This window comes from Microbacterium sp. AG1240, from assembly GCF_003635115.1.
GTDB lineage: Bacteria > Actinomycetota > Actinomycetes > Actinomycetales > Microbacteriaceae > Microbacterium.
In genome coordinates, this window is record NZ_RBXJ01000003.1 from 494,914 (window position 1) to 521,477 (window position 26,564).

The window sequence follows — 26,564 nt, forward strand, 5'->3', positions numbered from 1 at the left end:
ACGCATGAGATCGATCCGAGTCGCCCTGGGCGTCGTGCTGACGCTCGGTGCCCTGTCGCTGGCGGGATGCGCGGCATCGCCTGACATGGGCGATCTCGCGGCCCACCTCGAGGAGGTCGACGGGGTGAACGCGGTCTCGGCCGACGTGGGGCATCCGGGGGCGCCGTGGAACACCGAGGTCGTCGTGCGGCTGTTCGTCGACGACCCGAGCGACGCCGAATTCACCTCGGTCATCCGCGGAGCGATCCCGGCCCTCGCCGACGACCCCACGACGGCCCGTCACGGCGCGACGGTGATGTTCATCGACGGCGTCCCGGGCGACTACGCCAACAGCGGGCAGGAGCTGCGCGGCAAGGTGCGACCGGGCATGAAGGTCTACGACGAGCTGGGGCTCGACTTCGGCGAGTCGATGCGCCTGTCGCCCGAGGACATCGCCCGTCTGGCCGAGGGCTCATGAGGTCGATCCGAGCGCTGATCGGCATCGTGCTCGTCGCCGGGATGCTGGCACTGTCGGCCTGCGCGGCTCCCGATGTGGAACTCGGAGACCTCGAGGCCGAGCTCTCGGGCATCGGCAACGTCAATGACGCGACCGCGACGCTCAGCCACCCCGCCGCGGGGCACACGGAGGTGGCCGTCGCCCTCTACATCGACGACGTGACCGACGCCGCGGTGGTGGGCGTGGTGCGCGCGGCGGCATCGGTGCTGGCCGCCGATCCCGAGGTCTCGCGCCACCGGGTCTCCATCGGTCTGCTCCAGGGGGCTCCGTCCGACTTCACGAGCGATCAGCAGAGGTCGGACGCCCGCATCCGTCTCGACGACACGGCCGCCGCGGAGCTCGGCGTGCGGTCGGGCCACGAGTTCATCGTGCTCTCGCCCGACAGGCTCTCCCGGTTGGCGGGGGAGGGATGAGCGGCGCGACCGAGACCCGGCGGCCGCCGGCGCTGACCTTCCAGCTCCCGGGGCGCTGGCTGGCGCTCGACCCGCGCGACGTCGCGGCGGCCGCGGCCGAGGTCGACGCGGTGGCCCGTGAGGTCGTCGGGGTCGCCGATGACGCCGTGCTGGCCCGTCGACGCATCCGCGACGCGCTCGGACGTGCCGTGGATGCGGCGAGGGATGCTGAGGCCCACGCCCTGTTCCTGTGCCTCGAGATCGTTCCCGACCTGGCCACCCCGGCCGCGCTCACGGTGCACGCTCCGTCGGGCATGCGGATGAGCCCCGCCGTCGGCACCTCGCCCGACGCCGTACTCGGTGCGCTGCTGCGCAGCTTCGAGACGCTCGAGGTCGACGGCATCAAGACGGCGGCGAGGCTCGATGGCCCGCGCGCGAGCATGCTGCGCCTGGAGCGGACCTACGACGAGACCGTCATCGAAGCAGACGTCACGGCGACGGCGACCCGGTTCGAGGCGGACTACTGGTTCGCGGTACCCGGGTCGAAGCAGGTCGTGCTCGCGAGCTTCACCACACCGCTCGGCGAGATCCGTCACGCGATGCGCAACCTCTTCGATTCGGTGGCCCTCGCCGCCTCGTTCGCGAACGCGGTGCCGAAGGCGCATCTGTCGGGACCGCACAACGGGGCCGTTCGCACGGGTCCGGAGGTGTTGTAGGGGCTAGCCAAGGGTGTTGGTGGAGCGTTGTGGGAGTCCTACCGTTGGGATCATCCCGTTTCGCCGAAGAAGGTGCTGTATATGACCGACGCCGCAGTCCGTCCCGAAACTCCGTCCATCGCGAGGCGCACCCCGGCCGGAGGCGCTCCGACCGCCGCGCACACCGCGGCCGAAGCATCCGAGCCGCGCATCGACACCGAGCGAGTGACCGATCTGCTGCTCGGAACCTGGGGCCATGTGCGACGCCAGGCGCGCGAGATGATCAAAGACCCCGCCTTCTGGCGCATCGACGGGCAGACCGTGGCCGAGCACCGCGAGCGCGTGCTCGGACAGCTGCACCTCCTCGTGGAGAACAAGGCCGTGCACCGCGCCTTCCCGACGCGCTTCGGCGGTGACGACGATCAGGGCGGCAACATCGCCGGCTTCGAGGAGCTCGTCGCCGCCGACCCGAGCCTGCAGATCAAGTCGGGCGTGCAGTGGGGTCTGTTCGGCGCGGCCATCTACCAGCTCGGCACCGAGGAGCACCACGAGAAGTGGCTGCCGGGCGCGATGAACCTCGAGATCCCGGGCGCATTCGCGATGACGGAGACCGGCCACGGTTCCGACGTCGCCGCCATCGGCACCACCGCGACCTACGACCCCGAGACCGAGGAATTCGTCATCCACACCCCGTTCCGCGGGGCGTGGAAGGACTACCTCGGAAACGCCGCCCTCCACGGCATCGCCGCGACCGTGTTCGCGCAGCTCATCACCAACGGCGTCAACCACGGCGTGCACTGCTTCTACGTGCCCATCCGCGACGAGAACGGGCAGTTCCTGCCGGGTGTCGGCGGGGAGGACGACGGTGTGAAGGGCGGCCTCAACGGGATCGACAACGGTCGGCTGCACTTCGACCAGGTGCGCGTCCCCCGCACGAACCTGCTCAACCGCTACGGCGACGTGGCCGCGGACGGCACGTACTCGAGCGCGATCTCGAGCCCGGGGCGTCGTTTCTTCACGATGCTCGGCACGCTCGTGCAGGGCCGCATCTCGCTCGACGGCTCCGCCGCCTGGGCATCCGCGCTCGGACTGAACATCGCCGTGACGTACGGCAACCAGCGGCGTCAGTTCGACTCCGGCCTCGGAACGCCCGAGGTCGTGCTGCTGGACTACGGCAAGCACCAGCGCCGGTTGCTGCCGCGCCTGGCCACCACCTACGCCGAGATCTTCGCGCACGACGAGTTCCTGAAGAAGTTCGACGGTGTCTTCAGCGGTCGCACCGACAGCGACGCCGACCGCGAAGACCTCGAGACCCTCGCCGCGGTGCTCAAGCCCCTCTCGACATGGCACGCGCTCGACACGCTGCAGGAGGCGCGCGAGGCGTGCGGCGGATCGGGCTTCCTCGCCGAGAACCGCCTCACGGGCCTGCGGAGCGACCTCGACATCTACGTCACGTTCGAGGGCGACAACAACGTGCTGCTGCAGCTGGTCGGAAAGCGTCTGCTCGCCGACTACGGCCGGCAGTTCAAGGGCAAGGACGCACGCGCGCTCGCCGCGTACGCGGTGGGCCAGACCGCGGGAAAGCTCTTCCACGGCGCCGGGCTGCGCCAGCTCGGGCAGGCCGTCGCCGACTTCGGCTCCACCGCCCGCGCGGTCGAGCGGGGTCTCCGCGGCGACCAGCAGCACGAGCTGCTCACCGACCGGGTGCAGCAGATGGTCTCCGACGTCGCCGGACGACTGCGCGCAGCATCCAAGCTCCCCCGCGATGAGGCGGCGGCCCTGTTCAACCAGAACCAGGCCGAGCTCATCGAGGCGGCACGCGCGCACGGCGAGCTGCTGCAGTGGGAGGCCTTCACCGACGCGATCGAGAACATCGACGACGCGGGCACGAAGAAGGTGCTCACCTGGGTGCGCGATCTCTTCGGGCTCAGCCTCGTCGAGAAGCATCTCGCGTGGTACCTCATCAACGGGCGCCTGTCGACGCAGCGGGCAGGGGCCGTATCGAGCTACATCGACCGGCTGTGCACGCGTCTGCGCCCCCACGCGCAAGACCTCGTCGACGCCTTCGGATACGAGCCCGAGCACGTGCGGGCGCCAATCGCCTCGGGCGCCGAGGGGGAGCGTCAGCGCGAAGCGGAGCGGTACTACGCCGACCTCGAGGCGTCGGGCCGGGCCCCGATCCCCGAGAAGAAGGCCACGGCGAAGTAGGCACGAAGGCGACGGATGCTGCGAGCCGGGGAGGGCTCGCAGCATCCGTCATTCGTCGATGAGCCTCCAGGAGCGCACGAACTGCTCCACCGTCATCGTGGCGAGGTCGCGCCAGGTGTGCTCGAGCAGGTGGCCGGCCTCCTCGAACTGACCCGCCCTGACCCGCAGTACCTCGGCGCCGGTATCGCGCCTGCTCACCACGAGGTCGAGGCCCGGCAGCAGGTCGTCTCCGGCCCCACCGCTGACCGTCGACACGGCGAAGGCGAGGGCGTTGCGCCCCCACCGCAGAGCGGTCGGCATCTTCGCGCGATCGAGGCGCGCCTCGAGGACGTCTTCGGCGCGGGTGCCGGGTGCGTCGGTCATCGCTCTACTGTGCCCGACTCCGGCTCGATGCTCGCCGAGAGTGCCCGTCCGGGCCGAAGGTGCGCGACTATGCGGGCACTTCTGGCGCGAACGGGCACTCTCGGCGGTGTCGGCGGCCGGGGCTAGGGTGGCGGGCGTGGACGGGGACGTGCGGGTCGGAAGCGACGGTGTCGCGCGCTGCGCGTGGGCGGGCGACGACGGCGAGTACCAGCGGTACCACGACGAGGAGTGGGGCACCCCGCTCCACGGCGACCGCGCTCTGTTCGAGAAGATGAGTCTCGAGGGGTTCCAGGCCGGCCTCAGCTGGATCACCATCTTGCGCAAGCGCCCGCGGTTCCGCGAGGTCTTCGCCGGGTTCGATCCCCGCGCCGTGGCCGCGTTCGACGACGGCGACGTCGAGCGGCTCATGAACGATGCCGGCATCATCCGCAACCGCGCCAAGATCCTGGCGACGATCGCGAACGCGCGGCTCGTCGAAGGCATGTCGCCGGGAGAGCTCGACGCCCTCGTATGGCCGTTCGCCCCGCAGCATCCGTCCACGCCTCCCGCCACCTTCGCCGACGTACCGGCGACGACGCCCGAGTCGGTCGCGCTGAGCAAGGCGCTGCGCGCACGGGGGTTCCGTTTCGTCGGTCCGACCACGATGTACGCCCTCATGCAGTCGGGCGGAATGGTCGATGACCACGTGGCAGGATGCTGGCGCGCCGCGTCACTCGCCGCCGACCGCTAGACTGGACGCACTGCGGAGCGAATCCTGCTCCCTGCGTCGTCGAACGCAGCGGCCTCGAGCCCTTGACTTTCTACGGCGAACGGATGCGTCGACCCGACGCCTTCGCCATCCTCTCGCTCGCGCTTCCCGTGCGCGGCGAACCTATCCCGGACTGCGTGCGTTCGCGCGTGCAGCCATGGAGACGCATGTCCATCGATACCCCCATCCTTTCCGCCGCGACGTTCGCAGAGCTCGGGCTCCCCGCCCCGCTCGTGCGCGTGCTCGCCGAGCAGGGCAAGAACGAACCGTTCCCGATCCAGTCCGACACGCTCGTCGACACCCTCGCGGGCCGCGACGTGCTCGGCCGCGGCAAGACCGGCTCGGGCAAGACCCTCGCTTTCGCGCTTCCGCTGGTCGCGCGCCTCGGTGAGAACAAGACCGCGCGCAAGGCCCGTCGGCCCCGCGCGCTCGTTCTCGCACCCACCCGTGAGCTGGCCAACCAGATCGACGCCGTCATCGCGCCGCTCGCGGCCGCCTACGGCATGAACACCACCACGATCTACGGCGGTGTGACCCAGAAGCGCCAGGTCGACGCGATGAACGCCGGCGTCGACATCCTCGTCGCCTGCCCCGGTCGCCTGGAAGACCTCATGGGCCAGCGCTTCGTCTCGCTCGAAGACGTCGAGATCACGGTGCTCGACGAGGCCGACCACATGGCCGACCTCGGGTTCCTCCCCGTCGTCACCCGCATCCTCGACAAGACGCCGAAGAACGGGCAGCGACTGCTGTTCTCGGCCACGCTCGACAACGGCGTGGACAAGCTCGTGCGCCGGTTCCTGCAGAACGAGGTTCTGCACTCGGTCGACGAGGCCACCTCGCACGTCGCGGCGATGACCCACCACGTCTTCGAGGCCGCAGACGCCGAGGCCAAGAAGCACCTGGTCAAGACCCTCGCCTCGGGCTCGAGCCGCCGCATCCTCTTCACGCGCACGAAGCACCAGGCCAAGAAGCTCGCCCGCACCCTGACCGACGCGGGCATCCCGTCGGTCGACCTGCACGGCAACCTGTCCCAGCCGCAGCGCGACCGCAACCTCGCCGCCTTCAGCGCCGGAACCGCTCGCGTGCTCGTGGCGACCGACGTCGCCGCACGCGGTGTGCACGTCGATGACATCGCTCTCGTGGTGCACGTCGACCCGCCCGTCGAGCACAAGGCGTACCTGCACCGCTCGGGCCGCACGGCTCGGGCCGGCAGCGCGGGCGACGTCGTCACGGTGATGCTGCCCGAGCAGCGCCGCGACACGCAGGACATCCTGCGTAAGGCCGCCATCAAGGTGACCCCCACGCCCGTCACGCACACGTCGCCCCAGGTGACCGCGCTCGTCGGAGACGTCGCCGAATACGTCACCCCCGCGCCCCGTCAGGAGCCCCAGCAGCAGGGCGGCGGCGGACGCTCGCAGGGCGCGAACGCGCAGCGCAAGCGCGCCGTCCGCTCCGGTGAGGCCCCCGCAGGCCAGGGCGGCGGCCGCAGCCGTCGCGGCCGCGGTCAGGGCGGCGACGCCGCTCGTACCTCCTCCGATGCACCCCGCGGCGCAGCATCCGGCCGCTCCGACTCGTCGGCCGGCAACGCCGGTCGCGGACGCTCCGGCGGCTCCGGTCGCGGCGGCGCGGGCCTGAAGGGCGCCGGCGCGCAGCGCCCGGCAGCCGGACGCTCGGCCAGCGGCGCGCCCACGACCGGCATGGTCGTCGGCTCGCGCAGCCCCCGCACGAACCGTCGCGCGCAGGGCTGACCTCGCTCGCTCGCACCGCTCACGCGGTGAGATGCCACAACACCCGGACGCGCAGCACGCTGCGTCCGGGTGTTGTGGCATCTGAGCGGGGAAGACGCCGGGAGCGGATGCGGCGAAAGCGGTCAGAAACCGAGAAGCACGGCGTCGGCGGGGTGGGGCACACTGTGGGGTAGTCGAACCCGGGAGATCCGATGGCCGCCGCATCCGAAGCATCCGAGACACACATCGCCGACGCGCACGAGGTGATCCGCGTGGTCGGCGCGCGCGAGAACAACCTGAAGAACATCGACGTCGAGATCCCCAAGCGACGGCTGACGGTGTTCACGGGCGTGAGCGGGTCGGGCAAGTCGTCGCTCGTGTTCGGCACGATCGCGGCGGAGTCCCAGCGCCTCATCAACGAGACCTACCCGACTTTCGTGCAGCAGTTCATGGGGCAGCTGTCGCGTCCCGATGTCGACGCGCTCGAGAACCTCAGCGCGACCATCCGCGTCGACCAGGAGCGCATGGGGGCCAATGCGCGCTCGACCGTCGGCACGGCGACCGACGTCCACGCGATGCTGCGCATGCTCTTCAGCCGACTGGGCACGCCGCACGTCGGGTCGCCCCAGGCGTTCTCGTTCAACGTGCCCTCGGTCAAAGGCGCGGGAGCGGTCACCATCGGCACCGGCCCGAACAAGGGCAAGAAGGAGCGCCGGTCGTTCGAGATCACCGGCGGCATGTGCCCGCACTGCGAGGGCCTGGGCGAGGCGAGCGCGATCGACCTCGACGAGCTCTACGACAAGACGCTCTCGCTCAGCGGCGGCGCGATCAAGGTGCCGGGCTACACCGCCGACGGGTGGATGGTGCGGGTCTTTGGCGAGTCGGGCTTCGTCGACGCCGACACGCCCATCCAGGACTACACCGAGCAGCAGCTCCACGACTTCCTCTACAAGGAGCCGGTGAAGGTCAAGATCCAGAACACGAACATGACCTACGAGGGTCTCGTGCCGAAGATCACGAAGAGCATGCTCCAGAAAGACCGCGACGCGCTCCAGCCGCACGTGCGGGCGTTCGTCGAGCGCGCCGTGACCTTCCGCGCCTGCCCCGAGTGCGGTGGCACCCGGCTGAACGAGGGTGCGCGCTCGTCGAAGATCGGCGGGGTGAACATCGCGGATGCTGCGGCCATGCAGATCACCGATCTCGCGGCCTGGCTGCGCACGGTCGATGCGCCCGAGGTCGCCCCGCTGATCCAGGGTCTGCGCGAGACGGTCGACTCGTTCGTCGACATCGGTCTCGGGTATCTCTCGCTCGACCGCCCGAGCGGCACGCTGTCGGGCGGCGAGGCCCAGCGCACGAAGATGATCCGCCACCTCGGCTCGAGCCTGACCGACGTCACCTACGTCTTCGACGAGCCGACCGCGGGGCTGCACCCGCACGACATCGAGCGGATGAACGCGCTGCTGCAGCAGCTGCGCGACAAGGGCAACACCGTTCTGGTCGTCGAGCACAAGCCCGAGGTCATCGCCATCGCCGACCACGTGATCGACCTCGGCCCGGGGGCCGGCCGGGCCGGCGGCGAGGTCCGCTACGCGGGCGACCTCGCGGGTCTGCGCGCCTCGGACACCCTGACCGGGCGGCACCTCGACCATCGCGCCAGGCTGAAACCGTCGACGCGGGCGCCGAAGGGGGCGCTTCAGATCCGCGGCGCCACACAGCACAACCTGAAGAACGTCGACGTCGACGTTCCGCTCGGGGTGCTGACGGTCGTGACCGGAGTGGCCGGCTCGGGCAAGTCGTCGCTCATCCACGGGCACCTGCCCCGTTTCGACGACGTGGTGGTCGTCGACCAATCGGCGATCAAGGGGTCTCGGCGAAGCAGCCCGGCGACCTACACCGGTCTTCTCGACACGATCCGCGCCGCCTTCGCGAAGGCGAACGGCGTGAAGCCGGGCCTGTTCTCGGCGAATTCGGAAGGCGCCTGCGTCGCGTGCAAGGGTCTCGGGGTCATCATCACCGATCTGGGGTTCCAGTCCACGGTCGAGACGCTCTGCGAGGTGTGCGAGGGCAGCGGCTTCTCCGATGAGGTGCTGGGATACACCCTGGAGGGCAAGAACATCGCGGAGGTGCTGGAGATGTCGGTGGGCGAAGCCGCCGATTTCTTCCCGAAGGGCCCCGCCCAGGTGACGCTCGCGCGCCTCATCGACGTCGGTCTCGGCTACATCACTCTCGGACAGGCGCTCAACTCGCTGTCGGGGGGCGAACGGCAGCGACTCAAGCTCGCCATCAACATGGCGAAGAAGGGTGCGGTGTACGTGCTCGACGAGCCGACCACGGGCCTGCACCTGGCCGATGTCGACAATCTGCTCTCGCTGCTCGACAGGCTGGTCGACGCCGGCAACAGTGTGATCGTCATCGAGCACCACCAGGCGGTGATGGCTCACGGCGACTGGATCATCGACATCGGCCCCGGGGCCGGCCGAGACGGGGGAGAGGTCGTGTTCGAGGGGACGCCCGCCGATCTCGTCGCCGCGGGCACCACGCTCACGGGCCGACACCTCCGTCAGTACGTCGGTGACTGACCGATTACCACGTCGCCCGGAGGCATGACAAGAACCCACCGCCGGTTCTCCGGCGTCGGCGCCTGAGGTTAGGCTGTCGGGGGCACATAACCGCCCGCGCGCCTCTGCGGGCCGCAGACTTTTTCAGGCCCCCGGGGGAGGACGCCGCCATGAGATCGTTCGCATGGCTTCGCCGTCGACGCCGCACGATCGCGTCCGCGAGCATCGTCACGGTTTCGGCGGTCGCGATCGCGACCCTGGCCGTGGTCTACGAGGGCAACCCGACGACCGAGGTCGATCTGCACGACGGCGGCGTGTGGATCACCAAGCAGTCCTCCCTCATGGTCGGACACTTCAACCACGAGTCGCGTGTGCTCGACGGCGGGTTCCGTGCCGGGAGCGATGACTACGACGTCGCCCAGAACGGCTCGACCGTTCTCGTCACCGACGAGCAGAGCGTGACAACGGTCGACCCGGCGATGGTCGTGCTGACCGACTCCGCCGACATCCCCGCCGGCGCCAAGGCCGTGCTGGGCGGACCGACCCTCGCGGTGCTCGACCCCACATCGGGCTCGGCGTGGGTTCTGCCGTCGGCCGGGGTGTCCGGCTTCACGGTCGAGGGCACCGAGCCCACGATCGAGCTCGGCAAGGGCGCCGACATCACGGTCGGACAGGACGGCACGGTCTACGCCGTATCGCCGGAGTCGCGCGAGATCATCACCCTGCCGCTCGATGACGCCGGTGAGCCCGGCGACCCGCAGCGACGCGGTCTGGACGGGATCGAAGACGATGCCGAGCTCACGGTCACGGCCGTCGGCACGACCGCAGCCGTCCTCGACGAGAGGACCGGCACCGTCTACACCTCCGGCGGCACTCGCACCGAGGTGCCCCGCGCAGACACGGCCGTGCTGCAGCAGCCGTCGCCGGCGGCGACGTCGGTGACGCTGGCGACCGCGACGCAGCTCGTGAGCGTGCCGCTCGACGGATCCGAACCGGTCGAGACCGATGCGGGCGGCGACGGCACGCCTGCGGCTCCCGTCTCGCTCGGCGGCTGCACCTACGGTGCCTGGGGCGGGTCGGCCCGGTTCGTCCGCGACTGCTCCGACGAGTCCAACGACCTCTCGGTCGACATCGAAGACATCGATCCGACCGCTCAGCTGACGTTCCGCCAGAACCGCGACGTCGTCGTGCTGAACGACATCATCGGCGGCGCGGCATGGATGGCCAGCGACAGCATGCAGCGCGTCGACAACTGGGAGGACATCACTCCCCCCGAGGGCGACTCGGAGGAAGACGAGCAGACCACCGAGCAGACGGTGGAGACGACGCTGCCCGAGCGCACCGAGATCAACACCCCGCCCGTCGCCACGGACGACGACTTCGGGGTGCGCCCGGGTCGCACCACGGTGCTTCCCGTGCTCGACAACGACACCGATGCCGACGGCGACGTGCTCACCGTGACCCTGCCCAACGGCAGCCCCGGGCTCGGCAACGTGCAGCCCATCAACAACGGCGCCGCCCTCCAGATCACCGTTCCCGAAGACGCCTCGGGAAGCGATTCCTTCACCTATCAGATCGACGACGGCCGGGGCGGCACAGACACCGCGACGGTGCGCCTCGACGTGCACGGCTGGGAGATCAATTCGCCTCCCGTGCAGAAGCGGGTCACCGCGGTCGTGGTGGAGGCCGGCGCGGCGGTGTCGTACAACGTGCTACCCGACTGGACCGATCCCGACGGCGACGAGGTGTTCCTCCGCAGCGTCACTCCCGACGGCGGCGACGAGGCCGACTTCACCTCGGACGGGCGCATCTCCTACCGCGCCATCGGTGGCGCCCAGGGGCGAAAAGACGTGCCGATCGTCGTCTCCGACGGCACCGATGTCGGCGAGGGCGTGCTGCGGGTCGATATCCGCCCGCCGGGGTCGACCGTGCCCGTGACGAACGCCGACCATGTCGTCGTGCGCGTCGGCCAGACGGCGACGGTCGCACCGCTGACGAACGACACCAGTTCCAGCCGCGAGCCGTTGCGCCTCACCCGCGTCGACGAGGTCGCCGGCGCCGAGATCGTCCCCGACTTCGCGAACAAGACGTTCACGTTCCGCTCCAACGCCCCCGGCACCTACTACGCGCAGTACCTCGTCTCGTCCGGCGCGAACGCCGTCCCCGGCCTGGTTCGCGTGGATGTGCTGCCCGACGCCGACACCGACCTCCCCCCGATCGCCGTCCGCGACGTCGCGCTCCTCACGAGCGGTGCCGACGTGCTCGTGAACGTGCTCGCCAACGACATCGATCCGTCCGGGGGCATCCTTGTCGTGCAATCGGTGACCGTCGACCCGAACAGCGGCATCTCGGTCGCCGTGCTCAACCATGAGACGCTGCGCATCACCGATCAGGCGGCGCTCGGCGAGCAGACGCGCATCGGCTACCGCATCTCGAACGGGTCGCAGACGGCCGAGGGCGAGGTGGTCGTCATCCCCGTGCCTGCGCCCGAGCAGCTCGAGCCGCCCGTCGCCAACGACGACCAGGCGGTCGTCCGCGCCGGCGACATCGTCACGATCCCCGTGCTCGACAACGACACGCACCCGAACAGCGACACGATGCACGTGGCTCCCGATCTCGTCGAGCCCCTCCCGACGCCCGAGCAGGGACAGATCTTCGTCTCGCAGGACACCGTGCGCTTCCGCGCGAGCGATCAGCCGGGCACGGTCTACGCGACCTACGAGGCGGTCGACTCCACGGGGCAGAAGGACGCCGGGTACATCACCATCCAGGTGCTCCCGGCGAACCCCGAGACGAATCAGGCCCCGCGCCCGCGCGACATCACCTCGCGCGTGCTCAGTGGCTCCGAAGTGCGCATCGCCGTGCCGCTCGACGGTCTCGACCCCGACGGCGACTCCGTCGAGCTGGTCGGCCTCGACTCCGCGCCGACGAAGGGCCGCATCTCCGAGACGGGCGCGAACTTCCTCGTCTACCAGGCCTTCGACGACGAGACCGGTGCCGACGCCTTCACCTACCGGGTGCGCGACCGCGGCGGCGCGGAGGCGACCGCGTCGATCCGCGTGGGGATCGCTCCCACCGAGGCGACGAACCAGGCGCCATACGCGGTGAAGGACTCCGTCATCATGCGCCCCGGGCGCGAAGTCGCCGTGCCGGTGCTCGCGAACGACTCCGACCCCGAGGGCGATGCGATCTCGCTCATCAGCAACGGTCTGATCCTCCCCGAGGTCGACGGCATCCAGGCGCGAGTCGTGGGCGACCGCGTGGTCGTGACGTCGCCGAACGAGCCGATGGAGACCTCGCTCCAGTACACGATCCGCGACGCCCGCGGTGCCGAGGCGCGCGCCGTGCTGCAGGTGACGGTCGCCGACGACGTGCCGTTGCAGCGGCCCATCGCCCGCGACGACCGGGTGCGCGCGCAGGACGTGCAGGAGGACGAATTCGTCGACCTCGACGTACTCGCGAACGACGAAGATCCCGACGGCACGACCGACGCCCTCCGCATCACCGTCGACGGCTCGGCGACGGTCAACGCCGACGGCATCGTGCGCATCCCGATCCTCGACGAGGCCCAGCTGCTCACCTACACGTTGACCGACCAGGACGACCTGACGGCCTCGGCCTTCATCTTCGTGCCCGCGCTCAGCGATCTGCCGCCGACGCTCATCTCGACCGAGGGCATCGAGGTGCAAAGCGGTGAGACGATCGATCTTCCCCTCGCCGACCATGTGCGCGCCGCGGGCGGGCGCACGGTCGTGATCACCGAGGCGGCCAAGGTCGCCGCATCCCATGCCAACGGCTCCGACCTCGTCAAGGATCAGACGACCTTGACCTACACATCGGCGACCGGCTACTTCGGTCAGGACGCCATCACGTTCGAGGTCACCGACGGCACCGGACCCGACGACCCCGAGGGACGCAAGGCCACGCTGACCCTGCCGGTGACCGTGCTCCCGCCCGACAACCAGCAGCCGACCTTCGTGAACGGTCAGATGGATGTCGCGCCGGGGGAGGACCCCACGGGCCTCGACCTGCGCGCGCTCACGACCGACCCCGACGAGGGCGACCTCGACGGCATGCAGTACTCCGTCGTCGGCGGAGCGCCGTCGGGCTTCAGTGCGTCGGTCGACGGCCAGACCCTCCGCGTCGGCACGGACTCCCGGACGCCCAAGGGCACCACCGTCGATGTGCGCCTGCGCATCGACGACGGCGAGACCGATCCGATCGAGGGCACCGTGACGGTGCGGGTGACCGCATCCACGCGTCCGCTGGCGACGGCGAACGACGACATCGTGCCGCAGTCCGACCAGGGCAAGACGATCACCGTGCCCGTGCTGGCGAACGACTTCAACCCGTTCCCCGAGACGGCGCTGAAGCTGACCTCCGCGGTACCCGAGACGGGCAGCGGGACCGCTGATCTCGCCGGCGATCAGGTCGCGGTCACCCCGGCGGCCGACTTCTTCGGGACCATGGTGGTGCGCTACCGGGTCCAGGATGCGACGGGCGACCCCGACCGCGAGGTGGAGGGCCGCATCCGTCTCACGGTTCAGGGCAAGCCCAACGCCCCCGGTACGCCGACGGTCTCGAGCGTGCAGGACCGCACGGTCGTGCTGTCGTGGACGCCTCCCGCCAACAACGGCGCTGACATCACCGGCTACACGGTGACGTCCACCTCCGGCGCGTACACGAAGCAGTGCGCCTCGACGACCTGCACCCTCGACGGCCTCACCAACAACGTCGAGTACAACTTCGTGGTGACCGCGACGAACCGCGTCGGCGAATCCGACCCGTCGGCACCGTCGGCCGTGGCACGCCCCGATGCTCGCCCCGACACCCCGCAGCCCCCGACTCTCAAGTTCGGTGACAAGTCGCTCGAGGTGGCGTGGGTCACCCCCTCGACCCCCGGCTCGCCGGTCGAGTCGTTCACGCTCGAGATCTCTCCCGCTCCGCCCTCGGGCCTGACGCAGCGCGCCGGCCTCACCGGAAACACGGTGGTGTGGGACGGTCTCGAGAACGGTACGAACTACCAGGTGCGCGTGCGCGCCCACAACCGTGCGCCCGAGCCCTCGAGCTGGAGCGGCTACTCGGCGGGCGAGGTTCCGGCCGGGCCCCCGTCGGCCGCCTCGGCGCCGACGACCCAGCGCCTGCAGCCGGTGGGCAACCAGGCGCAGATGCAGGTCAACTGGAACGCTCCCGCGTCGAACGGTGACGCGATCAGCGGCTATCGCCTGAACGTTATCCGCGGCGGTTCGGTCATCAACACGATCGCGGTCCCCGCGGGTCAGACGTCGCAGGCCGTCGTGGTCGATCCGAACCAGACCGACTACACCTTCACCGTCGCGGCGAAGAACAAGGCCGGATGGGGCGCCGACAGCTCTCCGTCGGCCCCGCGACGCGCGTTCGTCGCGCCGGGCCAGCCGACCGGGGTCTCCGCAGCGACGCCGACGAACGACAGCGCGATCGTTGTCTCGTACACGCCGGGCTCGACGAACGGCGCCGACAGTTCGTCGGTGAAGTACCAGTACAACGTCGGCGGCGGATGGCGGGCGGACTGGGACGGCTCGCGCATCACGAGCGGCATCTCCAACGGCAATAGGTACACGGTGCAGGTGCGCGCGGTGACGACCCAGGACGGTGCGACATACGAGGGTGCGGCTTCCGCGGCATCCAACGCCGCGACTCCGTACGGACCCGTGAACCAACCGGGCGCGAACGCCGAACGTGCCGGCCAGTCGGTGCGCGTGTCGTGGAGCCCGCCCGCGGAGAACGGGCGCCCCATCAACCGGTTGGAGATCCGCATCGACGGCGGCAACTGGGAGAACGTCGGCCCGGGCGGCGGGTCGCGCAACGTCGGCAACGGCTACGACCAGACGCACTCGATCACCGTGCGCGCCATCGATTCCGAGGGCAAGATCAGCCCAGAGAAGTCGGCGTCCGCGTCCACCGAGCCCAAGCCCCAGCCGCGGGCCTGGGTGACGAAGGGGTCGTCGGCGCAGGGGCAGCCCAACTGCACCTCGTCGTCGTGCGCCTACCTGGTGCTGAACACGAAGGACTTCCCCGCCGGCACGTACACGGTCTCGTGCGTCAACAGTCGGGAGGGCCGGTTCACCAGCGGCAAGTCCTACCGCATCGAGGCCAACGCGAGCATGCAGCTCACCTGCTACTTCGGCTACCCGGGCGAGCAGGCGTGGGTGCAGATCGACGGATTCGGCGAATCCGAACGCCAGACCTGGTAGCGCCACGAGACGGCGCGAGACAACGAGAAGGACACGACACCGATGACCATGACACCCGAGCAGGCCGCGTGGTTCGAGAGCACGTTCACGAGGCTCGTCGACAACGTCGACCACGCCCTGATGGGAAAGCGCGACGTCGTCGGTCTGGTGCTTGCCTCGATGCTCGCCGAGGGGCACGTGCTGCTCGAAGACGCTCCGGGTACGGGAAAGACGAGCCTCGCCAAGGCGCTGGCGGCGACCGTGCAGGGCACGAGCCAGCGCATCCAGTTCACCCCCGACCTGCTGCCCTCCGATGTGACCGGCGTCACGATCTACGACCAGGGGACGCATAAATTCGAGTTCCACAAGGGCCCGATCTTCGCCTCGATCGTGCTCGCCGACGAGATCAACCGCGCCTCGCCCAAGACGCAGTCGGCTCTTCTCGAGGTCATGGAGGAGTCGCGCGTGACGGTCGACGGCGTCACCCACGAGGTGGGCCGGCCGTTCCTCGTCATCGCGACGCAGAACCCCATCGAGCAGGCGGGCACCTACAAGCTTCCCGAGGCGCAGCTCGACCGCTTCCTCATCAAGACCTCCATCGGCTACCCCGACCTCGATGTCACCGAGCGCATCCTCGCCGGAGCCGCCGACCGCAACCCGTCCGCCGCGTTGACGCCGATCATCACGACCAACGCCGTGGGCGACATGGCCGACCTCGCCGCCTCCGTCCACGTCGAGCCCGCGGTGCTGCGCTACACCGCGCAGCTCGCCGAGGCCACCCGCACCGACCCGGCCACCCGGGTCGGCGTCTCGGTGCGCGGAGCGATCGCGATGATCCGCCTCGCGAAGGTGTGGGCCGCCGCATCCGGTCGTCACTACGTCATCCCCGACGACGTGAAGCTGCTCGTCGAGCCGGCCTGGACCCACCGCCTCGTACTCGACCCCGAGGCCGAGTTCGCCGGCACGACCGCCGGTACCGTCATCTCGCGCGTGCTCGAGGCTGTCGCAGCTCCGCAGGCGAGGTCTGCCGCCGCATGACGACGGAGTCGCTCGGGTCGACCGTTCCCGCCGGGACGACCCGCACGGCCCTGCGGGAGGTCGCAGCTCCCTTCGCCGCGCGCGCCCTGCGCCGTGCCCGCGGCATCCTGCGCGTCGCCCGGCCTCTCGCGTGGGTGCTGCTGGCGACGGCGATCGTGCTGTTCGTGGCCGGCCGCATCCTCGGGTGGCAGGAGCTGGTCATCGCCGCGGTGGTCGTGGCGACGGTGCTCGTCCTGTGCACGTTCTTCCTCATCGGTCGAACCGACTACGACGTCGGACTCGATCTGAATCGCACGCGCGTCGTCGTGGGCGAGCGCGCGGTCGGCGCGCTGTCGCTCGCGAACACCGGAACGCGAGCGATCCTGCCCTCGCGCATCGTGCTCCCCGTCGGCGCCGGCCGCGGCGAGTTCGCCGTACGGCGCCTCGCCCCCGGCGACGAGGCGGAGGAGCTCTTCGCGATCCCCACGCAGCGTCGAGCCGTGCTGAAGGTCGGACCCGTCAGCGTGGTGCGCGGCGACCCTCTGGGCCTGTTCGAGCGTGTCCAGCGACGCGACGAGCCCGTGGACCTCTTCGTGCACCCGAAGACCGTGCTCTTCGACGGCCAGTCGCTCGGCTTCCTCCGCGACCTCGAGGGCATGCCCGCGACCGATCTGTCGCGCGACGACGTGTCGTTCCACGCCCTCCGCCAGTACGAGCCGGGCGATGATCGCCGTCACGTGCATTGGAAGTCGACCGCCCGCACCGGCGACCTCATGGTGCGCCAGTACGAGGAGACGCGCCGCTCGCACTTCGTCATCGGGCTGTCGAGGCATCCGTCCGATTACCGCGACCCCGAGGAGTTCGAGCTCGCCGTCTCGGCGGCCGGATCGCTCGGCCTGCGCGCCCTCCGCGATTCGCAGCGCGTCGATGTGCGCTCGCAGGGCGGTGCGATCGCGGCCGAGAACGGCAAGCGCTTCCTCGACTCCCTCTCGGGCCTGGTCTATTCGCGCCCGCGCGAGGGCGACGTCGTCGGGCTTGCCGGGCTCATCGCCTCCGCCCTCCCGCTGGCGAGCATCGTCGTGCTGGTGTGCGGGAGCACGGTGGATGCGGCGCGCCTGCGCGTCGCGTGCAGCCGGCTCCCCTTCGGGGCGCGGGTTCTCGCTGTGGTCGCCGAGACCGGAGCCTCCCCCTCCCTCCGGCGGATCGCCGAGGCCGACGTCGTGTCGGTCGGAGCCCTCGACCAGCTTCCGGTGGCCCTGCGGAAGGTGCTCGGATGAGCGCCGTGCTGCCCGCCCGTCGCTGGGCGCTCGATCTCGCCGCGACCGCCGCCCTGCTCGCGGTGCCGATCATCGGATTCGCCCCGACCTTCGACAGCCCGGTGTACCTCCTGGCCGCGGTCGGCGGTGCTCTGCTGGGACTGGCCGTCGCCGCGGTCGGTGCGTGGCGTCGTTTCGGCGTGCTGATGATGGCCGCGCTCACGATCGGCGTGTACTTCGTCTTCGGCGCCGCCCTCGCTCTGCCGCATACCGCGATCCTCGGGGTCATCCCCTCGATCGACACGCTCGCCCAGCTGGGTGCGGGGGTCGTCACGTCGTGGAAGGCCCTGCTGACGACGGTGGCGCCCGTGGCCGCATCCGACGGGCACCTGCTCGTGCCGTACCTCATGTCACTCGTGGCCGGTGTGCTGACGGCGAGCCTCGCGCTGCGCGCCCGCCCCCCGGCATGGGCCCTCATCCCCGCGGCCGCGTTCCTCGCCGCGCAGATCGCCCTCGGCACCGCGCAGCCCGCCGCGCCCCTCGTGCAGGGACTCGTCTTCGCGATCGTTGCGATCGCCTGGCTCGCGGTGCGTCAGGCCTGGCAGCCCGCGCGCGCCGCGATCTCGATCGGCGAGGAGGGCGAGCCCGCGTCGTCGGGCGTGGCCACTCGCCGGCTCGTCGCGGGCGCCGTCGTGCTGGCCGTGGCCGCCTCGGCCGGTGTCGCCACGAGCGCGCTCGCCGCGGCGAACGAACCCCGCTACGTGCTGCGCGACGTGGTCATCCCGCCGTTCGACATCCGCCAGTACCCGAGCCCGCTCCAGTCGTTCCGCGCGTACGTGCGCGACTTCCCCGACGAACCGCTCTTCAGCGCGACCGGGCTCCCCGAAGACGCCCGCATCCGACTCGCGACGATGGACGCCTACGACGGCACCGTGCTGAACGTCGCCGACGACAGCGGCGCCGGTTCGTCGAGCGCCTTCTCGCCGGTGCGCGGCAACATGTCGCCCGAGGCGACGGGCACGCCCGTGACGATCCACGTCGAGGTCGACGCCCTCGACACCGTCTGGCTTCCCGATGCCGGGCAGATGACGTCGGTGGCCTTCGAGGGCGACCGCGCGGAAGACCTGCGCCGCAGCGCCTACTACAACGACGCCACCGGCACCGCGGTCGTCACGGCCGGGGTGCAGCGCGGCGTCGCCTACACGTTCGACGCGCTGCTGCCGGCGACACCGAGCGACGAGCAGCTCGCCGACGCCGGTTTCGCGCCGGTGCGCATGCCCGATCAAGACGACGTCCCCACCGAGTTCGCCGAGATCGCCTCCGACATGGTCGCCGATGCGAACACGCCGATCGAACAGGCCCGCGCCCTGCAGCAGAGCCTGTCGCAGGACGGATTCTTCAGCCACGGCCTCGAGGGGCAGGTGCTCTCGCGCGCGGGCCACGGCGCCGAGCGCATCACCACGCTCCTGGGCGGGCAGCAGATGATCGGCGATGACGAACAGTACGCCGTCGCGATGGCACTCCTCGCCGGCCAGCTGGGCATGCCCGCTCGCGTCGTCATGGGCTTCTACCCCGACGAGGATCAGACCGGTCCGGTCTTCACCGCGACCGGCGACACCCTCCACGCGTGGGTCGAGATCGCCTTCGACGGGTTCGGATGGGTGCCGTTCGACCCCACCCCGCCCGAAGACCAGGTGCCCAACGACCAGACGACCAAGCCGCGCGCCGATCCGAAGCCGCAGGTGCTGCAGCCCCCGCCGCCCGAGCAGCAGCCCGTCGACCTGCCGCCGACGGTGCCGGATGAGCGCGGCTCGGAAGACGAAGAGAACAACATCGCGAGCATCATCGGGTTCGTCCTGCTGATCATCCTGATCGTGCTCCTCGTCGTCGCTCTCCTGCTCGCTCCGTTCGTCGTCATCGGGGGGCTGAAGAGGGCTCGCCGCCGCCAGCGGCTGACGGCCGAGCGGTCGGCCGACCGCATCAGCGGCGGATGGGACGAACTGCTCGACCGGTCGTCCGATTACGGCACTCCGGTGCGCCCGGGCGGCACCCGCACGGAGGACGCCGTCGTGGTGGGCACCGCCTTCGCCGCGCCGCAGGTGGGCACGCTCGCGCGCCGCGCCGACGCCGACGTGTTCGGCCCCCGCGACCCGTCGCCCGAAGAGGTCGAGGAGTTCTGGCGGGAGGTCGACGGCATCGTCGGCGATATGCGCCAGCGGGCGGGATTCTGGCGCAGGCTCCGCGCGCTGCTCGACGTGCGCTCGCTCCTCGCGGGCACCCGGTTCGCGCTGCCGGAGCGACGCCGACGCCGTGCGCCCGAGAGCGACGCGGATGCGGCGCCCGAGCCGGTCGACGCTGATGCACCCGATGCCGATGCCGACGGCTCCGCGACCGACGGAGCGCGGTCGTGACCGCGGGACCGGTGACCCTGGCCTGGGGTGCTGCGACCGACGTCGGACTCCGTCGATCGCTCAACGAGGACAGCCACCTCGCCGCGCCGCCCCTCTTCCTCGTCGCCGACGGCATGGGCGGGCACCAGGCGGGCGAAGTGGCCAGCGCCACCGTGATCGAGGAGTTCGCGCGCCTCGTCGGGCGCCCGAGCCTCACCGTCGACGACGTGCAGTCGAGCGTCGCGGAGGCGCGTCGTCGCGTCGACGCGCTGCCGGAGGGCGGCGGCGCCGGTGCCGGCACCACCCTCGCCGGGGTGGTCGTGGCCGACATCGACGGCGACGGGTACTGGCTGGCGGTGAACCTCGGCGATTCGCGCACCTACCGGTTGAGCGAGGGGGTGCTCGAGCAGGTGAGCGTCGACCACTCGGTCGTGCAGGAGCTCGTCGACGCCGGGGAGCTCGATGCGGCCGCGGCCGCGGTCGATTCGCGACGCAACGTCATCACCCGTGCGCTGGGGGCCGGCAGCGACAGCGAGCCCGACTACTGGCTGCTGCCCGCAGAGGAGGGCGATCGCCTCCTCATCTGCTCCGACGGCCTGCCCACCGAGCTCGACGACGCCCGCATCGACGAGATCCTCCGCTCCGAGCAGCATCCGCAGACCGCCGCCGACCGCCTCGTGCGCGAGGCCGTGGCCGCGGGGGGCCGCGACAACGTGACGGTTCTCGTCGTCGACGCGCTCGATGTGCGGGCCCGTGAACGCCGTGACGGAACGGCGACCATCCCCGTCGCGGAGTTCGGCGAGGATGGGGAGGAAGACACCCTGCCCCGGGTGCGAACGCGCGACGAGGGAGAACGCTCATGACCGAGGTCCGTTACGCGCCAGGCACGCTTCGCGTCGTCGTCGCCGGTCGCGGTGTCGCCGTCCTCGGCGAGGGGACGACGGATGCGGCGACCCTCGCGATCCGCGACCGGCTCGCCGCGGGCGAGGGCTTCGGCGCCGTGGTCGACGTGTTGGCGGCCGGTGGGTCGCTGTCGGCGCTTCCCGCGTTCGTCGTGGTGGTCGATGAGGACGACGTCTGGCGCGTGAGCGCGCGCGGCGATCTCTCGGCCTCCGTCACCACGTCATCGGGAACCGAGACCGTCGACGGCACGACCGCCTCGACCTGGTCGGAGCGCAGCATCCGTGATGTCTCGCGCCTCGAGATCGGCGACGCCGGCTCGACGATCCTTCCGATCACCGACGGCGTCGTGCTGGCCTCGGCCGTGGTCGTCTCGGCGAGCGCCTGCGACCGCGAGAGCCCGGCCGCCGCCGTGCCCGCGCACCCGGCGCCCGTCGACTCGTACCGGCCCGTCGAACCCGTGCAGCCGCACAGCGTCGACGAGGTGCTCGACGTCGCGCACGAGCCGGCCGACGACGCGCCCGAGCCCCAAATGCCGGTCGTCGAGCCCGAGCCGTCGGCCTCGGAGCCCGAACTCCCGCCCGCGGCGCCGGAGCTGCCGGTCGGCGAGGAGGGCATGCTGATCGACTCGATCCCGCCGTTCATCCGCGGCGATGCGCTGCCGGTGCGAACCGCACCCGTAGTGGCGAAGAAGCCGACCGCGAGCGCTCCCGCGGTGCCGGCGGCCCCTCTCGACGACGTCGAGGCGACGACCGTGATCGGCCGGGGGGATCGCGACGGCGTCGCCGATCCCGCCCCCGCACTCCCCACCGACGCGGGGGCGCCGGCGCCCGGCGACCACGACGGTGAGACGCTCTCGCTCGAAGAAGCCCGCCGACTGCGAGCCGGCGGTGGGCTGCCCGTTCCTCCGCCCGCTCCCGCCGTTCCTCCGGTTCCGCCGCCGCCCCCGACCGGACCCATCGGCCGGCTGCGGCTGTCGACCGGGCAGGTCGTGCCGCTCGACCGCACCGTCATCATCGGACGGCGGCCGAAGTCTGCGCGTGCCTCCGGCGCGGATCTCCCGCACCTCATCGGGGTCGACAGCCCGCAGCAGGACATCTCGCGCAACCACGTCGAGGTGCGCGCGGAGGGCGACAGCATCCTGGCCGTCGACCTGCAGACGACCAACGGCACGACCCTGCGCCGGCAGGGGTCGGCGCCGACGCGCCTGCACCCCGGCGAGGCGACGATGCTCGTTCCGGGCGACGTGCTCGACCTCGGCGACGGCGTGACGGTGCTCGTCGAGGCGCTGTCGTGACGAGGGGCCGGTCGTGAGCGGTCGCCGCGCACCCCAGGCACCCCCCGAGCTCGCCGGGTTCACCCCCGTCGAGCTCCTGGGCTCCGGCGGCTTCGCCGACGTCTTCCTCTACGAGCAGGAGCTCCCGCGTCGCCGGGTGGCGGTCAAGGTGCTGCTGCCCGATCGCATGGCGACGGGTTCGATCGACGAGTTCACGGCCGAGGCGAACGTCATGGCGATGCTCTCGACGCATCCGGCGATCGTCACGATCTACCAGGCCGGTGTCGCCGAGGACGGCCGCCCCTACCTCGTCATGGAGTACTGCCCGAAACCGAACCTGCAGGTGCGGTACCGGGCCGAGCTGTTCTCCGTGGCCGAGGCGCTCCGCATCGGCGTGCAGGTCGGCGCGGCGGTGGAGACCGCGCACCGCGCCGATGTGCTCCACCGTGACATCAAGCCCGCCAACATCCTCGTCACCGAGTACAACCGCCCCGCCCTCACCGACTTCGGCATCGCCTCGGCAGCCGGGGCGGGCGACGCGGGAGGGCTGTCGATCCCGTGGTCGCCGCCGGAGGTCGTCGGCGAGAAGCCCACGAGCGACGCGCGCTCCGACGTCTGGTCGCTGGGCGCCACCCTCTACAGTTTGCTCGTCGGGCGCTCGCCGTTCGAGCTCCCCGGGCAGCGCAACACCGGTGTCGAACTCATCACCCGCATCGAGTCGGCGCCCCTCGCGCCGATCGGCCGCTCGGACGTGCCCCCGTCGCTGCAGCGCGTGCTGCAGCGCGCCATGTCGAAATCGCCGGCCGACCGCTACTCGACGGCTCTCGAGTTCGCTCGGGCGCTGCAGAAGGTGCAGATCGAACTCGCGCACTCGGTGACCCCGATCGACATCCTCGACGACGGCACCCCGGCCGGTGTCGTGGACGACGCCGACGACGGACTCACGCGCGTGCGCGGCGTGGTGAGCATCGACCCCGCCCCCGCGCCTGTGTCACCCCCGTCCGCGCCCGAGCAGTGGGCGCCCGACGACGCGACGCGACGTTCGCGTCGTGAGACCGCGGCACCGCAGAGCTCCGGCGACGCCACCGTCGTGCGCGTGGCGGCGATCGACCCGCTGCCGGCCGGTCCGTCGCGGTTCGAGACGGTGCCGGCGCCGACCGCGGCGCAGACCGCGGCGCCCGCGGCGCCGCCGTTGCCTCCGACGAGCGCGACGGCCGCGGCATCCGCGCCTCCCTCGGCATCCGCGCCTCCCGTGGCGGCCCGGTCGAAGCGCGGACTCTGGTTCGCACTCGGGGCTGCCGCGTTCGTGGTCGTCGTCGGCGTGATCCTCGCGCTCGCGCTGCCGGCCGTGCTCGGCGGTCCCGCCGCGCCCACGCCCGAGGCCTCGGCCTCCGACAGGCCGATCGACGTGGTGCCCGTCGCGCCGGGTGCCCCCGAGGGGCTCGCCGGTGCCGTCGGCTCTGACGGAGTCACCTTCACGTGGACCAACCCCGCCCCCGAGGACGGCGACGAGTACCTCTGGGGGGTCGTTCCGCGCGATGGATCCGATCCCGTGCTCGAACGCACGGCGGAGACGAGCGTGACGGTTGCCGCCGATCCATCGGGGACGACCTGCGTCCAGGTGCTCACGCGCCGGGCCAACGGCCAGGCCTCCGCACCCAGCACGGCCTGCACGACCTGACGCGGGAGCGGTTCCACGCGGTCGCGCGGCGTCACTACACTGGCATTCGGCTTCTCCGGATACACAGTGACCTTCCACACCAGCACCTCCTCCTCACCCCGCACGCCCGTGCGACGCGACCTGCAGGGTCTTCGGGCGCTCGCGGTCGTCGCCGTGGTGCTCGCCCACCTGATCGGTTGGCCGCGCGGCGGGTTCGCCGGTGTCGACGTCTTCTTCGTGATCTCGGGGTTCCTGATCACCGGTCTCCTGCTCCGCGAGCTCGCGGCGACGGGGCGGATCTCGCTGCGCGACTTCTTCGCGCGTCGGATCCGCCGCATCCTGCCTGCCGCCGCGGTCGTGCTGGCGGTGACCGTGGCGGTCGCCTTCGTCGTCTTCAACCGCACGCAGGCCGACCGCACGCTCTTCGACGCGCTCGCCGCCCTCGCTCTCGTGGCCAACTGGCGGTTCGCCGCCGAGGGCACCGACTACTTCCACGCGGCCGATGCCGTCTCTCCGCTCCAGCACTTCTGGACGCTGTCGGTGGAGGAGCAGTTCTACCTCGTCTGGCCGGCCCTGCTGGTCGTTCTCGTGCTGCTCCTGCCGGTCGCGGCGAGGCGGACAGGGGCGGCGCGTGCCGTGGTCGGGGTCGCCGCGGCCGCGATCGTGGTCGTGTCGGGCGGATGGGCGATGGTGCAGACGACGGAGAACCCCACCGTCGCCTACTTCTCGACGGCGACCCGAGCCTGGGAGCTGGCGATCGGCGCGCTCCTGGCCGTCGCCGTGCCCGCGCTGGCGCGCATCCCCGCCGCCCTCCGCTGGGTGATGGGGTGGCTCGGCGCGGCGGGTGTCGTGTGGTCGTTCCTGGTCGTCGACCCCGACACGATGCCCTTCCCCGCCCCCTGGGCAGTGCTCCCGGTGGCCGCTGCCGTGCTGGTCGTCGCGGGCGGTGCCGGCGGCGATCCCCGCCAGCGTCACCTCTTCCCCCTGACGAACCCGGTGAGCGTGTTCGTCGGCGACATCTCCTACTCGCTGTACCTGTGGCATTTCCCCGTGATCGTCTTCGCCGCGGTGCTGCTGCCCGCCGGTACGGAATCGACCCTCATCGTCGCGGCGGCGATCATCGTGCTCTCGGTGAGCGGGTATGTCCTTATCGAACAGCCCCTGCACCGCTCGCCGTGGTTGCGCGGGACGGCGACGGATGCTGCGCCCACGCCGCCCACGCTCGAGCCCGAGGTCGCGACCGCGGCCGTCGAGCCCGAGGCGTCTCCCGTCGCCGCGCGCCTCCCGTCGACGCGCCCCGAGGGATGGACCCCGGGAACGCGGTACTACCCCGGCTCGCGCCCACGGCCGGCCGCCCCGCTCGCGATCGAGGCGGGGGCGCCCGCGGAGGCCCACCTCGAACGGCCGCCGATCGCCGAGCCCCGGCGCGCGCCCGAGCCGGTGGCGCGCGCCGTCGTCGCAGCATCCGCGGCGGCGGATCCGGAAGCTGCGCCCACCCCCTCCGCGTGGGCTCAGTGGCGCGCGCGCTTCCGGCCGCAGTTCGGCCTGGGCGCCGCGGGACTCGCGATCGGCGCGGGCGCGGTCGTGCTGATGACGATGGTGGCCTTCGGCTCGCCCACGATCGGACCCCTCGCTCCTGCGCCGGGCGACACCGTCGCCGCGCCGGCCGATGATCCTGTCGCGACGGCGCAGGCCGAGCTCGCCGCGGCGGTGGCGGCGACGCAGTGGCCGGAACTGCGGCCGTCGCTCGACGAGGTGATGCAGCGCTCGTCCAGCGCCAACCCCGCGCGCGACTGCTTCTCACCCGACAGCGGTATCGAGCTCGGGCGCTGCACCTGGGGCGACGGCGGTGCGCCGCGGCACATGTACCTCGTGGGCGACTCGAGCGCGATGGCCTACGCCCCCGCGTTCAAGAAGCTGGCCGAGGAGAGCGCCGGTCAGTGGCGCGTCACGACGGTCGGTCTGTACGGATGCCGCTTCACCGACGTGCTCGTGCAGAACGACGGCGCGGGCGTGATGGCCGCGTGCCCCCAGCGCAAGGTCGACGTGCGCGGGATGATCGCGGCCGACCCGGCCGACCTCGTGGTCGTCTCGAACGCGTACACCCTCGCCCACACGATCGACGGGCGAAACCTCACGGCCGGCGACCTCCTCCGCGCGTCGCGGGCGGAGGCCGGCACGTACGGCGCCGCCGGGCGCGTCGTCTACCTCGCCCCGCCGCCCAAGGGCGGTGACCTGTCGCGCTGCTACTCGCCGTTGTCGGCTCCCGCGAACTGCACCACGGCCGTCGATCCGACGTGGAACGCCATGCAGGCCGCCGCCGAGGCCGTCGCCGCCGAGACGGGCGATCACGCCATCGCGTCGCTCGACTTCAGCTGCGTCGATGGGGTGTGCCCGGCCTTCGCGGGCGGCATGCCGATCCGCTACGACGAATCGCACCTCACGGTCGCGTACGCCGAGCACATCGTGCCGGTGCTGCGCGCCGACCTCGCCGCCACCGGACTGTTCTAGCCGCGGCGCTCACGTCGCTTCGATCGACCGTGCGTTCGGGAGGAGATGTGCGTTCCGGAGGGCCGTTCCGTCGCGTGCGCCCTCCCCAGTGCGCATCTCCTCCGAAACTGCTCGCAGCCCGAGCGCCTTCGGGATACCCCGAAGAACCGCTCCGG

The 26,564-nt window shown here is 71.3% G+C and carries 16 protein-coding genes; 15 read left to right on the forward strand and 1 reads right to left on the reverse strand.

Annotation, left to right across the window (positions count from 1 at the left end; genetic code table 11):
- Window positions 1–4: 4 nt before the first annotated feature.
- From DEU34_RS14415 to DEU34_RS14430, 4 genes are all read left to right on the forward strand, one after another.
- Window positions 5–457, forward strand: a complete 453-nt coding sequence (locus DEU34_RS14415) for a hypothetical protein (RefSeq protein WP_121151398.1) — start codon at window positions 5–7, stop codon at window positions 455–457.
- Window positions 454–909: a hypothetical protein gene (locus tag DEU34_RS14420; RefSeq protein ID WP_121151400.1), complete on the forward strand. Its 456-nt coding sequence runs from the start codon at window positions 454–456 to the stop codon at window positions 907–909. Before DEU34_RS14415 ends, DEU34_RS14420 begins: the two co-directional genes overlap by 4 nt.
- Window positions 906–1,604 (forward strand): hypothetical protein, encoded by a 699-nt coding sequence (locus DEU34_RS14425; protein WP_183042501.1) that lies wholly within the window; start codon window positions 906–908, stop codon window positions 1,602–1,604. The genes DEU34_RS14420 and DEU34_RS14425 overlap by 4 nt, the downstream gene beginning before the upstream one ends.
- An 81-nt stretch (window positions 1,605–1,685) precedes the next feature.
- On the forward strand, window positions 1,686–3,791 hold the full coding sequence (locus DEU34_RS14430) for an acyl-CoA dehydrogenase (protein ID WP_121151402.1): 2,106 nt from the start codon (window positions 1,686–1,688) through the stop codon (window positions 3,789–3,791).
- 48 nt (window positions 3,792–3,839) lie between these two features.
- On the opposite strand, the gene DEU34_RS14435 is transcribed toward DEU34_RS14430, so the two are convergent.
- The gene (locus tag DEU34_RS14435) at window positions 3,840–4,154 is read right to left on the reverse strand and encodes a hypothetical protein (protein WP_121151403.1); all 315 of its coding nucleotides are present in this window, start codon (window positions 4,152–4,154) and stop codon (window positions 3,840–3,842) included.
- Window positions 4,155–4,290: 136 nt separating this feature from the next.
- Here DEU34_RS14435 and DEU34_RS14440 point away from each other — a divergent pair, with 136 nt between their 5' ends.
- The 11 genes from DEU34_RS14440 (at window position 4,291) to DEU34_RS14490 (ending at window position 26,409) form a co-directional block, all read left to right on the forward strand.
- Complete coding sequence (locus DEU34_RS14440) at window positions 4,291–4,884, forward strand: DNA-3-methyladenine glycosylase I (RefSeq protein ID WP_121151405.1); 594 nt, start codon at window positions 4,291–4,293, stop codon at window positions 4,882–4,884.
- A 185-nt stretch (window positions 4,885–5,069) separates the two neighbouring features.
- Window positions 5,070–6,650 (forward strand): DEAD/DEAH box helicase, encoded by a 1,581-nt coding sequence (locus DEU34_RS14445; protein WP_121151620.1) that lies wholly within the window; start codon window positions 5,070–5,072, stop codon window positions 6,648–6,650.
- A 191-nt stretch (window positions 6,651–6,841) separates the two neighbouring features.
- Window positions 6,842–9,208, forward strand: a complete 2,367-nt coding sequence (locus tag DEU34_RS14450) for an excinuclease ABC subunit UvrA (protein ID WP_121151407.1) — start codon at window positions 6,842–6,844, stop codon at window positions 9,206–9,208.
- A gap of 149 nt (window positions 9,209–9,357) precedes the next feature.
- A complete protein-coding gene (locus DEU34_RS14455; RefSeq protein ID WP_121151409.1) occupies window positions 9,358–15,420 on the forward strand; it encodes an Ig-like domain-containing protein in 6,063 nt (2,020 codons plus the stop codon).
- Between the two features lie 42 nt (window positions 15,421–15,462).
- Entirely contained in the window at window positions 15,463–16,437 is a 975-nt protein-coding gene (locus DEU34_RS14460) for a MoxR family ATPase (RefSeq protein ID WP_121151411.1), read from the forward strand.
- Window positions 16,434–17,693, forward strand: coding sequence for a DUF58 domain-containing protein (locus tag DEU34_RS14465; RefSeq protein ID WP_121151413.1), 1,260 nt, complete (start codon window positions 16,434–16,436; stop codon window positions 17,691–17,693). Before DEU34_RS14460 ends, DEU34_RS14465 begins: the two co-directional genes overlap by 4 nt.
- Complete coding sequence (locus DEU34_RS14470; protein ID WP_121151415.1) at window positions 17,690–20,083, forward strand: transglutaminase family protein; 2,394 nt, start codon at window positions 17,690–17,692, stop codon at window positions 20,081–20,083. Before DEU34_RS14465 ends, DEU34_RS14470 begins: the two co-directional genes overlap by 4 nt.
- Window positions 20,080–20,925 (forward strand): PP2C family serine/threonine-protein phosphatase, encoded by an 846-nt coding sequence (locus tag DEU34_RS14475; protein ID WP_121151418.1) that lies wholly within the window; start codon window positions 20,080–20,082, stop codon window positions 20,923–20,925. The genes DEU34_RS14470 and DEU34_RS14475 overlap by 4 nt, the downstream gene beginning before the upstream one ends.
- A complete protein-coding gene (locus DEU34_RS14480; RefSeq protein ID WP_121151420.1) occupies window positions 20,922–22,259 on the forward strand; it encodes an FHA domain-containing protein in 1,338 nt (445 codons plus the stop codon). The genes DEU34_RS14475 and DEU34_RS14480 overlap by 4 nt, the downstream gene beginning before the upstream one ends.
- Before the next feature lie 13 nt (window positions 22,260–22,272).
- Window positions 22,273–23,919 (forward strand): serine/threonine-protein kinase, encoded by a 1,647-nt coding sequence (locus tag DEU34_RS14485; RefSeq protein WP_121151421.1) that lies wholly within the window; start codon window positions 22,273–22,275, stop codon window positions 23,917–23,919.
- A gap of 66 nt (window positions 23,920–23,985) precedes the next feature.
- On the forward strand, window positions 23,986–26,409 hold the full coding sequence (locus DEU34_RS14490) for an acyltransferase family protein (RefSeq protein WP_121151423.1): 2,424 nt from the start codon (window positions 23,986–23,988) through the stop codon (window positions 26,407–26,409).
- The last annotated feature ends 155 nt before the right edge of the window (window positions 26,410–26,564 follow it).

Coding starts and splice junctions, on each gene's coding strand:
- DEU34_RS14480 (WP_121151420.1), top strand. CDS start 20,922: ATGACCGAGGTCCGTTACGCGCCAGGCACGCTTCGCGTCGTCGTCGCC.
- DEU34_RS14460 (WP_121151411.1), top strand. CDS start 15,463: ATGACCATGACACCCGAGCAGGCCGCGTGGTTCGAGAGCACGTTCACG.
- DEU34_RS14435 (WP_121151403.1), bottom strand. CDS start 4,154: ATGACCGACGCACCCGGCACCCGCGCCGAAGACGTCCTCGAGGCGCGC.
- DEU34_RS14425 (WP_183042501.1), top strand. CDS start 906: ATGAGCGGCGCGACCGAGACCCGGCGGCCGCCGGCGCTGACCTTCCAG.
- DEU34_RS14415 (WP_121151398.1), top strand. CDS start 5: ATGAGATCGATCCGAGTCGCCCTGGGCGTCGTGCTGACGCTCGGTGCC.
- DEU34_RS14430 (WP_121151402.1), top strand. CDS start 1,686: ATGACCGACGCCGCAGTCCGTCCCGAAACTCCGTCCATCGCGAGGCGC.
- DEU34_RS14445 (WP_121151620.1), top strand. CDS start 5,070: ATGTCCATCGATACCCCCATCCTTTCCGCCGCGACGTTCGCAGAGCTC.
- DEU34_RS14465 (WP_121151413.1), top strand. CDS start 16,434: ATGACGACGGAGTCGCTCGGGTCGACCGTTCCCGCCGGGACGACCCGC.
- DEU34_RS14420 (WP_121151400.1), top strand. CDS start 454: ATGAGGTCGATCCGAGCGCTGATCGGCATCGTGCTCGTCGCCGGGATG.
- DEU34_RS14450 (WP_121151407.1), top strand. CDS start 6,842: ATGGCCGCCGCATCCGAAGCATCCGAGACACACATCGCCGACGCGCAC.
- DEU34_RS14455 (WP_121151409.1), top strand. CDS start 9,358: ATGAGATCGTTCGCATGGCTTCGCCGTCGACGCCGCACGATCGCGTCC.
- DEU34_RS14470 (WP_121151415.1), top strand. CDS start 17,690: ATGAGCGCCGTGCTGCCCGCCCGTCGCTGGGCGCTCGATCTCGCCGCG.